At 26.3% G+C, this 15,187-nt stretch carries 12 protein-coding genes and 1 tRNA gene; 11 read left to right on the top strand and 2 right to left on the bottom strand.

The features are described 5' to 3' along the window. Positions 1 to 2: 2 nt before the first annotated feature. Positions 3 to 866, top strand: a complete 864-nt coding sequence (gene rsmI / locus BS621_RS07210; RefSeq protein ID WP_077142337.1) for a 16S rRNA (cytidine(1402)-2'-O)-methyltransferase — start codon at positions 3 to 5, stop codon at positions 864 to 866. 25 nt (positions 867 to 891) lie between these two features. Then, positions 892 to 1,110: a hypothetical protein gene (locus BS621_RS07205; protein ID WP_077142336.1), complete on the top strand. Its 219-nt coding sequence runs from the start codon at positions 892 to 894 to the stop codon at positions 1,108 to 1,110. Between the two features lie 7 nt (positions 1,111 to 1,117). Here BS621_RS07205 and BS621_RS07200 read toward each other — a convergent pair whose 3' ends face one another. Next, positions 1,118 to 1,801, bottom strand: a complete 684-nt coding sequence (locus tag BS621_RS07200; protein ID WP_077142335.1) for a hypothetical protein — start codon at positions 1,799 to 1,801, stop codon at positions 1,118 to 1,120. A gap of 134 nt (positions 1,802 to 1,935) precedes the next feature. Between BS621_RS07200 and BS621_RS07195 the strand changes: the two genes are divergently transcribed. Then, positions 1,936 to 2,009: transfer RNA gene (locus BS621_RS07195), tRNA-Arg, on the top strand. A 16-nt stretch (positions 2,010 to 2,025) separates the two neighbouring features. On the opposite strand, the gene BS621_RS07190 is transcribed toward BS621_RS07195, so the two are convergent. Beyond that, a complete protein-coding gene (locus tag BS621_RS07190) occupies positions 2,026 to 3,183 on the bottom strand; it encodes a hypothetical protein (protein ID WP_077142334.1) in 1,158 nt (385 codons plus the stop codon). A 111-nt stretch (positions 3,184 to 3,294) separates the two neighbouring features. Between BS621_RS07190 and BS621_RS07185 the strand changes: the two genes are divergently transcribed. From BS621_RS07185 to gmd, 8 genes are all read left to right on the top strand, one after another. Continuing rightward, positions 3,295 to 4,692, top strand: coding sequence for a glycosyltransferase (locus BS621_RS07185; protein WP_077142333.1), 1,398 nt, complete (start codon positions 3,295 to 3,297; stop codon positions 4,690 to 4,692). A 70-nt stretch (positions 4,693 to 4,762) separates the two neighbouring features. Next, the gene (locus BS621_RS07180) at positions 4,763 to 6,586 is read left to right on the top strand and encodes an ATP-binding cassette domain-containing protein (protein ID WP_077142332.1); all 1,824 of its coding nucleotides are present in this window, start codon (positions 4,763 to 4,765) and stop codon (positions 6,584 to 6,586) included. Positions 6,587 to 6,872: 286 nt separating this feature from the next. Further along, a complete protein-coding gene (locus tag BS621_RS07175) occupies positions 6,873 to 7,928 on the top strand; it encodes an O-antigen ligase family protein (protein WP_198025636.1) in 1,056 nt (351 codons plus the stop codon). A 1-nt stretch (position 7,929) separates the two neighbouring features. Beyond that, complete coding sequence (locus tag BS621_RS07170; RefSeq protein ID WP_077142331.1) at positions 7,930 to 10,314, top strand: glycosyltransferase family 39 protein; 2,385 nt, start codon at positions 7,930 to 7,932, stop codon at positions 10,312 to 10,314. A gap of 54 nt (positions 10,315 to 10,368) precedes the next feature. After that, positions 10,369 to 11,532 (top strand): glycosyltransferase, encoded by a 1,164-nt coding sequence (locus BS621_RS07165; RefSeq protein ID WP_077142330.1) that lies wholly within the window; start codon positions 10,369 to 10,371, stop codon positions 11,530 to 11,532. A 79-nt stretch (positions 11,533 to 11,611) separates the two neighbouring features. Then, a complete protein-coding gene (locus BS621_RS07160) occupies positions 11,612 to 12,232 on the top strand; it encodes a sugar transferase (RefSeq protein ID WP_077142329.1) in 621 nt (206 codons plus the stop codon). Positions 12,233 to 12,434: 202 nt separating this feature from the next. Next, positions 12,435 to 13,874, top strand: a complete 1,440-nt coding sequence (locus BS621_RS07155) for a nucleotide sugar dehydrogenase (protein ID WP_077142328.1) — start codon at positions 12,435 to 12,437, stop codon at positions 13,872 to 13,874. A gap of 193 nt (positions 13,875 to 14,067) precedes the next feature. Next, positions 14,068 to 15,180 carry a GDP-mannose 4,6-dehydratase gene (gene gmd, locus BS621_RS07150; RefSeq protein WP_077142327.1) on the top strand — a complete coding sequence of 371 codons (1,113 nt, stop codon included), beginning with the start codon at positions 14,068 to 14,070 and terminating at the stop codon, positions 15,178 to 15,180. Positions 15,181 to 15,187 lie beyond the last annotated feature (7 nt).

Genomic DNA, 15,187 nt, shown 5'->3' with positions numbered 1-15,187 from the left:
AAATGAATAATAATTCTTCATTATCCCATAGAACAGAAGAACCAGAAAACGGTATTTTATATATAGTTGGCACGCCGATTGGTAATTTAAATGATATCTCCGAAAGAGCATTAAATATTCTTAGAAATGTTTCTTTAGTTGCGTGTGAGGATACAAGACAAACCAGAAAAATAATAAACAAGTTCAAAATTTCAAATAAACTTATTAGTTTTAATAAACATAATTCTTCAATAAAAATTCCAAAAATCATAAATGATCTGAAAGAAGGGAAATCTATTGCAATTGTAAGTGATGCTGGCATGCCAGGAATTTGCGATCCAGGGGAGGATATTGCTAGGAATGTAAAATTGGAAGGTATTGATTTAATATGTGTTCCAGGAGCTTGTGCGGCAATAACTGCACTTGTTTCAAGTGGTTTGCCCTCCTCTAGTTTTATATTTGAAGGCTTTCTTCCTAAAAAGAAAATAGATAGAGATAAAATTCTTTTTGAAATTAGCAAAAATCAAAAAACAACCATAATTTATGAATCACCCAAGAGACTAAAGAAATTATTAAAGGAATTACTTGAATTTTGTGGTGGAAAACGTGAAATCATGGTAGCCAGAGAATTAACAAAGAAATTTGAAGAACATGTTGGTAATAATATTAATGAAGTTATAGAATACTTTAGAGATAAGGATGTTATTGGAGAAATAACAATAGTAATTAAAGGAATAAATAAGAAAAGAGATTTAAATTACGATAAATTAATTATAAAAAAAGATTTAAATGATTTAATTAATGCAGGATTAAGCTCTTCAGCAGCTTCTAAATACCTCGCAAAGAAAAATGGATTAAAAAAAAGCGAAATTTATAATATGATTTAAAATTTAAATCAAAAGATTAATTTAAATGAGCTTCATATTTAAAAAATTATTTTTGTCAGCGATTTTCAACTCTTGTTTATTTTTAGCACTATTTACTGGGATACAAAATAGTTCAAACAAAAGTAAAGTTGATTTATTAATCAACGAAACTATTGAGCTTCCAATAAGTTTTATAGTAGGCTCAAGTTTTATATTAGGTTCTATTTTTGGAAACTTTCTAGTTCTCGATATGAATAATGAATAAGAATTGATCAAAGAGCTATTAAATTTTCAGCACAAACAATTCTTGAAATTCCCTTCTTAAGTAGAACAGGTGCTGCAATTCTAAAAACATCAGTATTTGGTACTTTAAGTACCTTTTGCTCTTTATTACATGATCTTTTAGCAAGATTTAACTCAAAAAATATTTGAATAGTTTTTCTATTCAAATCATTAAGAGGTAGAAAGTCCCATTCTGGGAAATCTTTTAATAATTTTATCTCTAACTCAATTTTCTTATCTACGACCATATATACAACCTTAGGAAAATCAACTTCTGATAAAGAAACCGAAGATAATTCTTTTCTAGAAGAACTATCAATTTCATAATCTAAAGGAGCAATTTCAAGAAAAGCATCAATTGGATCAAAATTTGAGGGAGTTATATTTTCATTTAAAACTTTGGGATTATTAGAATATTTGCTTAAATCATCACTATTTAAATCTTTATTATTAAAATCATTAGTTTGATTCTTATTAGTTATGGATTTCTCTGTAGAAGATTTATTTTTATTAAAGAATTCTTTATATTTTAATTCGCCAATATTTTTTTTCAGATTTCTTATGATTGTGGAATTAGTACAATCATATTGTTGTGACAAAACATCAATAGCTATTCCAGACTTAAAACTTTTAACTATTTCTTCTTTTTGTTTTTCAGTTAGTCTTTTTCTCAAAATTAGAATTAAAACTCTCTACAATTTTATGTGCTTTCTAGTTAAAAGAAAATAAAAGAAAATTTTTACTAATAATATTTAAAACGATTTACTAAGATTGTTTAGATCTACAGGTTTAGATATAATAAAAAAATGCTTCCTTAGCTCAGCTGGATAGAGCAACTGCCTTCTAAGCAGTGGGCCGCAGGTTCGAATCCTGCAGGAAGCGTAAAAAAATTTAAGTACTAAATTAGATCAATCAACGTTGTCAAGATTAATAATATGATCTCTTTAAAAACTAATAAAGGGTAAAATAATAATCTTATAAATCGCATTAAAATCATAATTAAAATGACAGGATTTGCTAAAATCATTAAGACCAAATCTTTGAAGAAATAGTTAAAAATTGAAAGTGAGTAACTCTTATTAGTTGAAATATTTTTTTTTGATTTTTTATAAATTTTTTGATTAAGTATAATTTTTTTTCTTTGAATTAAATTGACCCAATACTGAAGGGTTATTTTTTTAAGATTTTGATTTTTAAAAATCCTATTTTTATTTAATAAATTATTATTTATATCATTAAATGAATCAACAATTAAAACAGGCATCTCTTCAAACAAGACATCATTTACTGATGTTTTTATTATTGGAACAACTCCAAGTACAAGTGCTTCCCAAGTTCTGTGACAATCAAAACCCCTTCCTCTTGGGGAAATAATATATTGAGCATCTCTCATAATTAGCCAGTACTTTCGCCTAGAGAAAGGTTTATTAATAAATAGAGAATTTTTAACATTTAATGATTTTTTATATGCAATTTGTCGTTCTTCATTAAAGTTCCCTTTATTAAGATGAATATCACAAATTAGTCTGAATTTTCTTTTATGAAAATCATCAAATCTTTTTCTAGATATTAGATTTAAATTAATATCTTGAAAAACAAAGTGTGTCTTTTTTTCTCCCCAAAAGTTTTTTCTGTGAAGTGTATGATAATCAACCCCCAAGGGAATAGGCGTTACATAATCCTGAAAATCTACGTCACAGTTTTGGCAAAACCAATGATATATTACTCCTTCTTCTTTTAAATTTTTGAGTTCATTTATATTAATGCCCAATGCTCCTAAAGGCGCATTCACAACAGAATCACCAGTAACTAAAATTATAATTTTTTTCTCTTTAACTAAAATTGGGTATACATCGCGAAACCAACTTTTCAAAGCCGAAGAAATAACATAAACTAAACTTCCCGTAGATATCTCTGAATAATCATCAAAGTTAATTCGTGTTGATTCTGAAACGAAAAGATCGGGATAAAAATCACACTCATAAGCTATTCCATATTTATTTACAAATTTGGTATAAAATTTACGACCTTTCTTATGTATCAGATTTGAAAACAAGAATATTTGAAATTTAGTGCTTAACTCATTTATAATATATCAATATTACTTCTTACCATTTGTTAACAGATAAAAATTTAATCTTAAAATTTCAAACCAAGTTGATAAGTAATGGAAAAAGATTTTCTAAAAGGTAAGAGAATAGCCATTACAGCTCTTGAGTTAGAAAATAAAGAGCATAGAGGTATTGCATCTTTCATAAAATCTTCAATTGCAATATTAAGTAAATATGGAGCTGAAATATATTTAATAACTGGATTTGATTTAGATGGGAATGTGAAAAATAATCTTAACCTAAAAATTGAAAATCTTTTTTATAGTGAAATCTATAAGTTTTTTATTATCGGCAAGGACCACAGAGAACTTTTTAAATCCAGCATAAAATATAAATTAAAATTGATCTTGGAATTAAGTAGGAATTTATTTATATTATTTATAAACAATTATTTTCTTAAATATAAATTTTACAAAATCAATGAAATTTCTAAAGATAAATGGGATTTAAACGGTAGAGTTAAATATCTAATAAATATAAAAGGTTTTATTTCCGTAAAAAATATTTTTCATTTATGTAGACTAAGAAGCATGCGACTTCTTTGCCAAGAACCTATTTTAAATTTAGATAAGGAGAATATAGACCTAATAATTTCAAGCAGTCCATTATCCTTAAAAACACAAAATAATAAAAAAAACAAATTAATACAAATAATTCATGATGCGCTTCCCATAAAAATTCCTAGTCATCCTGAAAATGGTTGGGTTTTCAGCAATAGATTAAATGACGCCCAAAAAAATTGCTCATGTCTATATGTTTCTCAAGAAAGCAAAACAAGCGTCGGCAAATACTTAAAGAAAAAAAATCTTAATAGAAATAAAAATGACATAATTTATCCTATGCCCTCATTGGAAATCGAACTTCTTGAAGAAGCTTTTAACATAACTTCTATAAGATCTATAGAAAAGAGTTTTGTTCTTTTTAATTCGTCAATTGTTGAGAGAAAAAAGGTTGAGAATGCTATAAATTATTTTTTAAAATCAAATCTTTCTGATAGAAATTTTTTGTTATGTATTGCAGGAAAGATGCATAAAAATGATTATTGTTATCAAATAAATGATTTATGTAAAAATCATAAAAATATCCTAATACTAGATTATGTAAGCGAAGCTGAAAAAGCTTGGCTTTTTCTAAATACTTCTCTTTTAATTTCAACATCCTCTTCCGAAGGATTTGGGATACCAATTTTGGATGCTTTGAGCTTAAACATATCTTCATTAGCAACCTCAATTCCTTCTTATCATGAAATAAAAAATTTAAACAAGAAAAATAAAATTAATTTATTTAATCAAAATAAACCAAAATTATGGATAGATTACTTAGATAATCTCACCAAATTTAATATAAAAAATAATTATGAAAAAAGAAGAAGAATTGAACACTTTAAAATTTTCAAAGATTATTTAGAAGAAAATTATTTATTAAAAATCGGAAATTATTTAAATAAAAATTAAATTTTATTAAACACTTTATAAACTGTCTTTTTATATATTTAGATATTAGTTCTTATGGCATTATTACAAGATGGTAAGTAGCAAAACATTTAATTACTTTTTAGAAATATTTTCTTTTTTACCAAAGTCAAGAAGGAAAGAATTTTTTGCATTAATACCTGTTGCTCTTATTGCTGGAATTTCAGAGATAATAGTTTTGGCTATTTTATCTAGATTATTTAACTTCTTAAGTGGACAGCCAAGAGATCCTTTACCTATTTTGAGCAATCTTTTTGATTTTGATCCAAAATATAAAATTTTAATACTTGTATCTATTTTTATTATTACTAGTTGGTTCTCATCTTTCATAAAGCTCTATGTAAGAGCCAAACAATTAAAGCTCAAAGCTACTATTTGGAGAGATCTTTCTGAATTAGCACTTAAAAACCTACTTTCTCAAGAATATGAATTTTTCATAGAAAATAAAAATACTGATCTTTCAGCATCTATTCTTGTAAGTATAAATAGAGTAGCCGAAAATATAGTTCTACCAATATTAAAAACTGTAAGTGGAATGTTTTTGATCGTATTGATATCAATAGCAATTTTATTTTTAGCAAAATCTAGTGCACTAATACTTATTATTGGTCTATTGCTTGGTTTTCTTTTTATCTCCTTATCCATAATTCCCTATATAAGATTTGCTACAAAAAAAAGGTTAGAAGTTGAATTAGCATCAAATAATATTATTAATGAATCTCTAAATTCAATAATTGATATAAAGTTAACTAATTCTGAAAATTTTTTTTCACATCAATTTAAAAATATAGGCAAAAACTCAGTAGCATCAATTTGGAAGGGAGAAACTCTACCCGAGATTCCAAGAGCATTAATAGAACCATTTGGAATAACTCTTATTTTCATAATTGGTATTTTGCCATCATTATTTATTTCAGATATAACAGAAATTGCAAAAGTTATACCATTTTTAGCAACAATAGCAGCTGCATGCCTCAAGCTTACACCGCCTCTTCAAGATACTTTTAAGGGTTATAATGCAATCAGAGGAGGACTTCCTGACTTAGAAGTTACGCTGAATTTAATCAAAAATAAAAACAAGATCAAAAAACAAAAAAAAGATAGTTATCTTGATCATTTCATATTTCCAAAGAAAACAATAAAATTAAATAATATTTCTTATTTTTATCCTAATTCAAGTACAAATGCAATTAACAATTTATCTTTAAAAATTGATGTTGGATCAAGGATAGCTTTTGTTGGCGGAACGGGTAGTGGTAAAACAACTACTGCTAATTTATTGCTTCAACTTTTAAGGCCTACAGAAGGCAATTTATTATTAGATAATTTACCCTTAAAGGAAAAACATGTGAAACAATGGCAAATTAATTGTGCATATGTACAGCAATCTTTTTATTTACCAAGCTCTAGTATTTTAGAAAATATAGCTTTTGCTAAGGATAAAGAACAAATTAATATTGAGGATGTATGGAAGGCAATAGAGTCAGCTAGATTAAAAGAATTAGTTGAAAATCTTCCTGACGGTTTAAATACTAATATTGGTGATAGTGGAATTAAATTATCTGGAGGACAAAGGCAAAGATTAGCAATTGCTAGAGCTTTCTATAGAAAATCAAGACTATTAATTCTTGATGAGGCGACAAGTTCACTAGATAATAAAACTGAATCTGAAGTTATGAATTCAATTGATTTAATAAGTAATAACTGTACATTAGTTGTTATTGCACATAGACTATCAACAGTTATAAATTCAGATAAAATTTATGAATTTGAAAAAGGTAAAATTATCAATTTTGGCAATTTCAAACAATTATGTAAAGTATCAAAAAGTTTTCAAGACCTTAATTTTCTGGAGAATAAAATATTAAATGGATAAAAATAAAAAACTTAACCAAAAATTAAAAATAAAAAAGTTTAATGATAAATTAAAAAAACAATTAATAATCTAAGTGTTAATAAAAAATTTTCCTAAATTAATAAAATTTGATGGATTATTTTTTAAAATTGGATTATTTTTATTACCTTCTGCATTTTCCTTTTCATCAATATTCATTTTAATATCACTTTTAATTCAAACTTGTAAAAGGAAAAAGTTATTTTTTAAAGATTTTTATAATAAAATTCTTTTTTGCGTAAGTACCTTAATGATATTAAGTTGCTTAGTGCAAAATTTATTTATAGAAAACAAGTATGATTTTATAATTGAAAAATACGTTACTTGGATAGGATTATTTAACTGGATCCCTTTTTTCTGGATATTTTGGGCTTCACAAGGTTTATTAGAAACGAAAAAAGATCGTAATGACTTTAGCCTTATTTTAATTCTAGGAACAATTCCTGTAATAATATCTGGATTAGGTCAATATTTCTTTAATTGGATTGGACCTTTTAAAATTTTAAATGGGCTTATTATTTGGTACCAAAGACCAATAAATGAAATATCTGGATTAACGGGATTATTTAATCATGCAAATTACGCAGGTGCATGGTTAACTTTAATTTTTCCATTATGCATCGCCCAGATTTTAAACTCAAAAACCAAATTTAAGTTTTCGTTTTTATTAATAATAATTTTAGGGATATTTACTTGTATTTTTCTAACAAATTCTAGGAATGCATGGGGATCATCAATTTTGACAATTCCTTTACTTTTTGGAACGATAACATTCTGGTGGTTTTTACCAATTACCTTATTTTTGTCTTCTTTATTTTTAGTTTTAAAAAAAAATATTCAAGGAAAATTTCAAGATAATTTAATTAATATTCTTCCTAATAAAGTTTTGCTTGAATTTACAGATCAAGGCTTCAACCATTTAAATACAACAAGAATAGAAATCTTGCAGTTTGCATCTAAAATCATAATTAGTAATCCTTTTTTTGGCACTGGGTCAGGTTCTTTCCCTATAATATTTGAATATGAAACAGGTTTTTGGAAAGGGCACTCTCATAATATATTTACAGAATTAGCTATAAGTTATGGACTACCAAGTACCATTATTTTTATCATTTTTTTGATAATTCTTTTATCTAATTCATTTAAGGAAATTTATAATTATCCATTAAAAGATATTAATGACAAAGCTTGCTGGGTATCTGCATCAATTTTTCTTATTTCACAATTAGTAGATGTACAGTATTTTGATGGACGAATAAGTATTGTTTTTTGGTTACTTTTGGCGAGTTTAAAAACAACTATAAACGAAAAGAAATTAATTTAAAATGAATAAAAAATTATCAAATCTAAATCTCAGAAAAAAAGATACATTTACCCTTTTCCTAATAATATTTTTCAGCGTATTAATAGACAAAATTTTTCATGCAAATACACTTTATTTACCTGGCTGGGACCAAGGTTATCATCTTACTAACTTATTTAGAACATATAATATTTTTGCAAATATAAATTTTAGCTCCTTTGATTGGTGGGATAATCTTTGGAAAATAAGTGATACCTATAGAGGGCCGTTGACTTATATAATTTCTTCATTTTTTCTTTTAATTTTCGGTAAGAATTATGAAAATAGTTTAATTTCAAATAATATTTTTTCGATCATTACAATATTTTGTATTTTCAAAATGGCTAAAGAAATTAGAAATAATAAGGCTGGTTTATGGGGTGCTCTTATCTTTGCTTTTAATCCTTATATTTTTGATCAACGCGTTGATTACTTAATTGATTTATCACAAGTTTGTTTTATCAATCTGAATTTCTTTATACTTTTTAAATTTATTAAAACTAAAGGAGGTTTTTTATTATCATTCCTCTTGGGAACAACATTAGGACTTGTATTTTTAACAAAACCCACAGGATTACTTTTTTTAGTTTTGCCATATATTGTTGCTTTGTATTATTACCTAAAAAATTCTCAATTTAAAAAAAATACATTAATAGATATAGTCACTTTTATAACATCATTTTTAATAACTATTTGGCCATGGTTGAGTATTAATTGGCTAACTATTCTTACTAGTATATTTAATTCATGGCAATGGGGTATTAAATACCAAGATGGTCTAGAAGCAAATACCCTAGAGGGAATTATTTTTTATCCTATAGAGATATTCAATTTAGTTGGTCCATATATATTGGGAAGTTTTTCTGTTATTGGTTTTATAGAATATTTTAAAAATTCAAAAGAAGAAAAGTTTTCTGTTAGAAGATTAAATAATTTTTCAAAAAAATATATTTTTCTTTTGAGCTTACCAATTAATATATTAATAGTGTGTACTTTAATGAGTACAAAAGACTTACGTTTTATATTACCTATATTGCCTTGCTTGTGCATTTTTTCTGGTTTATTTATTTCAAGTTTGAGGAAATATTCTTGGATTAAATACTATAAAATTATCCTTTTGATAATAATAATATCTACTTCAGTTTTACATTTATTTAATCAAATTAATATTTATAAAAATCTTGAAAAAAAATCAATTATTTACTGGCCCCATAAAGAAATCATTGAAAAAGTAAATAGCCTCTCTACAAATCTTAAATCAGTTGTTGCAGTTTTACCAGATACTAGGGAGTTTAATACTTTTAATATTGCCGCAGAGGCTGAATTACAGGACACAAATATTGCTATTGTGCAGGTAATGAGTAATGAAAAAACATATAAAGAAGATATAAATAGATTTAGTTGGTTTGTTTTGAAAGATGGGGATCAAGGAACAATGACAAATAATGCAAAACAGAAATTAGCTAAACTTATAAAAGAATCAAATAGATTTGAAAATTTTAAGTCTTGGAGTTTACCAGATGGATCAAAAGCTAGTCTTTATAAAAGAAAAAGAATGAATGAGTCAGTAAGCTTAATAAGCAACAAAAATCCTCTTACAACTTTAGATTTATTCTTTAAGGGAAATGGACTTACAATAAATTTAAAGGGTAATGAGAAAATTTTAAACAATAGTAATTTATTAATCGATGTTAAAAATAAAAAAGAAACATATGAGATTAATGTTGCTTTACCCAAAATTAGTAATTATGCAAATAGAAATATTGAAATTATAAAAAATATTAATTTAGATAATCCAATAAACTTTAATGACACATTAAATTTTAATGCCTTAATATTATCTAAGCAAAATCAAGATTTTGCCATATCAAGTAATCAGTCAACTTATGAAGAAAATATAAATCCTTCATTTGAAATAAATACAATAAATGAGTTAGATAAGATGGGTAAATTTTTAAAGAATGGAGATTTTGACAAATTATTCAATCTTGTAGAATTGGTAAATCAGTCAGATCCTTCTCAAAAATATTTAAAAGATTCAGAACAGATATTTAAATATAGATATAAAGTTAACAAAAAAAATATTGATTATTTATACAATATTGCTATTTCTCAAATATTACAAAGAAAATCTAATGAAGCTGCCAGCACATTAAAAGAACTGATAAAACTTGAAAAAAATAATTCTAATTTATATCTAGCAAAAGCTGTTATTGATATTTATAACTTTAATCCTAGAGAGGCTGAAAAGAATATCACTTTAGCTAGTAAATTTAATAATAATAAAAAACTATATTCAACCATTAACACTATTCAATTAATATCGAAAATAATAAATTTTAGAATAATATCTTTAATAAATGTATAGAATCTGCAATTGTTTATTTTAAAATAATTTCAATAATAATTTATTTTTTTATTAATGAAAACTATTTATAGAGGAAATGTTGCATTAATACATGACTGGTTTGCAGGAGAATTTTATGGTGGCGCAGAAAAAGTTTTTAAGGAAATAGAAGAAATAATATTAGAAACTAAAGCAAATTATGATATTTTCAGTTTGGTCAATCACTTGGAAAAGAATCAGCATTTAAATAGTAAAAAAGTTATTAATACCTCTTTTATACAAAATTTACCATTCAGTAAAAAGCATTTTCATAAATACTTACCACTTTTCCCTTTAGCAATAGAACAATTTGATCTTAGAGAATATGATCTCGTAATAAGTTCAAGTCATGCAGTAGCAAAAGGTGTTATTACTTGCCCTGATCAGTTACATATAAGTTATATTCATTCACCAATGAGATATGCCTGGGATCAAATGAATACATATCTTAAAGATTCATCATATAAGAAATTGGGAATAAATCCTTTATTGAGGCTGATTCTACAAGATTTAAGAAAGTGGGATTATTTAAGTAGTGTAAGGATCGATAAATTAGTTTCAAACTCTAACTTTACTGCAAAAAGAATAAAAAAATATTGGGGTAGAAATTCATTAGTTATTCACCCTCCTGTAAATATAAAAAAATTCTGCCCAAAACAATCAAGAGACGATTTTTATTTAAGTGTATCAAGATTGGTTCCAAATAAAAGAATTGATTTATTAGTAAAAGCATTCAATAAATTAGATTTACGATTGGTAATTGTTGGTGAAGGTCCAGAAAAAAAACAACTTATGAAAATAGCCCAAGGTAATATTAGTTTTTTAAATTATCAAGACGATCTTGCGGTTAAACAACTTATGGAAAAGTGTAGAGCTTTTGTTTATGCTGGAACAGAAGATTTTGGAATAGCCCCTGTTGAAGCAATGGCAGCAGGAGCTCCAATAATTGCACTTAAAAAAGCTGGAATATTAGATACAGTTAATTGTATAAATTCCACAAATATTATCCCAACTGGTGTTTTATTTAATAATCAATGCGATACGGACTTAAGAGATTGTATAAAGTTTTTTGAAGATAAAAAACTTTGGTTAGAATTCTCTAGCCAAGACATAAACTTATGGGCACAAAATTTTAGCATTGAAACTTTTAAAAATAAATTTTCAAATCTTATAGATAAATCTCTTACGGAATTCAAATAAACAAATTATTAACTATAAAATACAAATTTAACATTTAATCATTAAAACCATTTATTATTTTAAAAGCTTTTTCTAAGTTTTGTTCTATAAGATTTTCAAGAGATTTTGTGATTTTGTATTTTCTCTTTTATTAATAATTTTTTTAATTCCATTTTTTCTATTAATTGCAATATTAATTAAGATGGATTCAAAGGGTGCTATTTTTTATATCCAAAAAAGGATTGGAAAGAATAATAAAACTTTTTCTTGCTACAAATTTCGCACAATGAAGCCGGAATCAAAATATCTTTTAAAAAAAATATTAATTAAAAATCCAAATTTTAAAAATGAATTTAAAAATACAAGAAAAATTAAAAATGATCCAAGAATTACAAATATTGGTAAATTTCTCAGATTTTCAAGTTTAGACGAATTGCCTCAAATCATTAATGTTTTAAAAGGAGAAATGAGTTTTATTGGGCCCAGACCAATAGTTAAAAGTGAAATCAAAAAATACGGGAATAACTTTGAAAAAGCTTTTTTAATAAAACCTGGTATCTCAGGATTATGGCAAGTAAGTGGGAGGAATAATCTTTCTTATGAAAAAAGAATAGAATTAGATATTTTTTATTCCAAAAATACCAGCTTTCTTCTAGATATTAAAATTTTCATAAAGACATTGAAAGTATTAATACTTCCCTTTGGGAAGGGTGGTTTTTGATATAATAGTGAATAAAACTTACCATAAGTTTTACTAAAAAATTAATTTGAAATTAAGATCGTAAATTATAATCAATTTATAAAATTTAACTCAAAATTAAAAAGATCCCTATTTTATGATAAAAGTATTTTTAATTTCAAAAATAAATTACACAAATAGAATTATTTATTATTTTATATAAATTTAAAAAAATATCAAAGCCATGGATATACCAATAAAAAAAATCTGTTGTATTGGAGCAGGATATGTTGGGGGGCCAACTATGGCTGTAATGTCTCTTAAGTGTCCTGATATATGTATAAATGTAGTTGATGTTAATAAAGAAAGAATAGATGCTTGGAATTCTGATGATTTATCAAAATTACCAGTTTTTGAACCTGGCCTGGCAGAAATAGTAGGAAAAACAAGGGGCAAAAATTTAATCTTTTCAACCAGAATAAAAGAATCAGTAGAAAATGCAGATATGATTTTTATTTCAGTAAATACACCCACTAAGACAAAAGGTATTGGTGCTGGTAAAGCTAGTGATTTAAAGTGGGTAGAAGCAAGTGCTAGAGAAGTTGCTAAGTTTGCTAAGGGTCATACAATAGTAGTTGAAAAAAGCACTTTACCTGTCAGAACAGCAGAAGTAATACAAAAAATTCTTTATTCTGCTGAAAAAAACTCTGGAGTACTAAAAAAAAGTTTTAAGGTATTATCTAATCCAGAGTTTCTCGCTGAAGGAACTGCAATAAATGACTTATTAAATCCTGATAGAGTTTTAATTGGAGGTGATGATAAACAAGCAATGCTTGGATTATCAGAAATCTATAAAGAATGGGTTCCTGAAGACAAAATTCTTCTAACTAATATATGGAGTAGCGAGCTTGCTAAGCTTACTTCAAATGCTTTTTTGGCTCAAAGAATTAGTTCAATAAACTCCATAAGCGCGATTTGTGAAGTTACTGGTGCAGATGTTAGAGAAGTTTCAAGAGCTATTGGCAAAGATAGCAGAATAGGATCAAAGTTTCTTAATTCTGGGCCAGGATTTGGAGGAAGTTGTTTTAAAAAAGATATCTTAAATCTTGTTTACTTGGCAGAATATTTTGGATTAACAGAAGTGGCTAATTTTTGGGAAAGCGTTGTTGAAATAAATAACTGGCATCAAAAAAGAATTTCAGAAATTATTGTAAAAAAACTTTTTGGGACTGTAGCAAATAAAAAATTAATAATTTTAGGATTTGCTTTTAAAGCTAATACTAACGATACAAGAGAATCTGCAGCAATTAATATATGCAAAAACTTACTTAATGAAGGAGCAAATCTTTTAATTTATGATCCTAAAGTTTCCGCCTCCCAAATAAAAAATGATTTAAAAATAAATCCAACAAAATCTTTAGTGAATGAAAATACTTCTTCAAATAAAGACACAGGAAGCTGGGAACATATTAAAAGTATTCATAATCATCAAATTTTTAAAAATGCTTACGCCACAATAATTCTTACTGAATGGGAAGAGTTTAAAAATCTTAATTGGACGGTTATAGCAAAACAAATGGTTCCACCTGCTTGGGTCTTTGATTCAAGGTCAATTGTTAATATTCAAGAAGTTAGGGATGCAGGTCTTAGCTTATGGCGACTTGGTGATGGTGTTGGAGATTAAATAATAATATTATTTCCCAAATGTTGAAAACCTACTGAAAAAATTATAAGCCTTTATATTAATACAAAATTAATAAAATCATCAAAATAAACTTTATTTTTGAAGATTAATTCAAAATATGCCATAATTCAATATTAATATTTAATTATATATAGAAAACTATACTTAAAAAATTTAGGGGAATTTTACCAAAATGTATAAATCAAAAAAAGCTCTTATTACTGGTATCACAGGTCAAGATGGTAGTTACTTGGCAGAATTTTTACTTAGTAAAGGATACGAGGTCCATGGTTTAAAAAGGAGATCTAGTAGTTTTAATACTGGAAGGATAGATCATCTATATCAAGATCCACATGATTTTAATTGTGAATTAATACTGCATTATGGTGACCTTACAGATAGTACAAACATTATTAGACTAATTGGGCAAATAATACCAGATGAGATTTATAATTTAGGAGCACAAAGTCATGTGGCGGTTAGTTTCGAATCGCCAGAATATACAGCTAATTCAGATGCGCTTGGTACTTTAAGAATTCTTGAAGCTGTAAGGTTTTTGGGATTAACAGAACGTACGAGAATATATCAGGCAAGCACAAGCGAGCTATTTGGACTAGTTCAAGAAACGCCGCAAACTGAAAAAACACAATTTTATCCTAGAAGTCCTTATGGAGTAGCAAAATTATATGCTTATTGGATAACTGTTAATTATAGAGAGGCTTACAATATGTATGCTTGCAATGGATTATTGTTTAATCATGAGAGTCCAAGAAGAGGGGAAACTTTTGTCACTAGAAAAATTACGAGAGGTTTAGCTAGGATTAATGCAGGATTAGAAAAATGTATTTATATGGGTAATTTAAATTCTTTACGTGATTGGGGACATGCTAAAGATTATGTAGAAATGCAATGGCTAATGTTACAACAAGAAAAACCTGAGGATTTTGTTATTGCTACTGGCAGGCAAGAAACTGTAAGAACATTTATTGAGATTGCTGCAAATAAATTAGGTTGGAATAAAAATTCAAGCTCCAATAAAGCAATTATTTGGAAGGGAGAGGGTCTAAACGAGATCGGGATAAGGGCTGATACAGGAGAAGAAGTGATAAAAGTTGATAAACGTTATTTTAGACCTGCTGAAGTTGAAACTCTAATAGGAGATGCAAGTAAAGCAAAAAAAATACTAAATTGGGAACCAAAAATTTCATTAGAAAAATTAATAGAAGAAATGATTGAAAATGATAAAAATATTGCTTTAAAAAATTCAATTTTAGAAAAAGAATTTTCTAAAAAAAATAAAAATTAATTTTTTA

It is taken from the genome of Prochlorococcus sp. RS04 (assembly GCF_001989455.1).
GTDB lineage: Bacteria > Cyanobacteriota > Cyanobacteriia > PCC-6307 > Cyanobiaceae > Prochlorococcus_A.
Note: the sequence above shows the minus strand (reverse complement) of the source record. Positions and strands in the feature narration are given on the sequence as shown.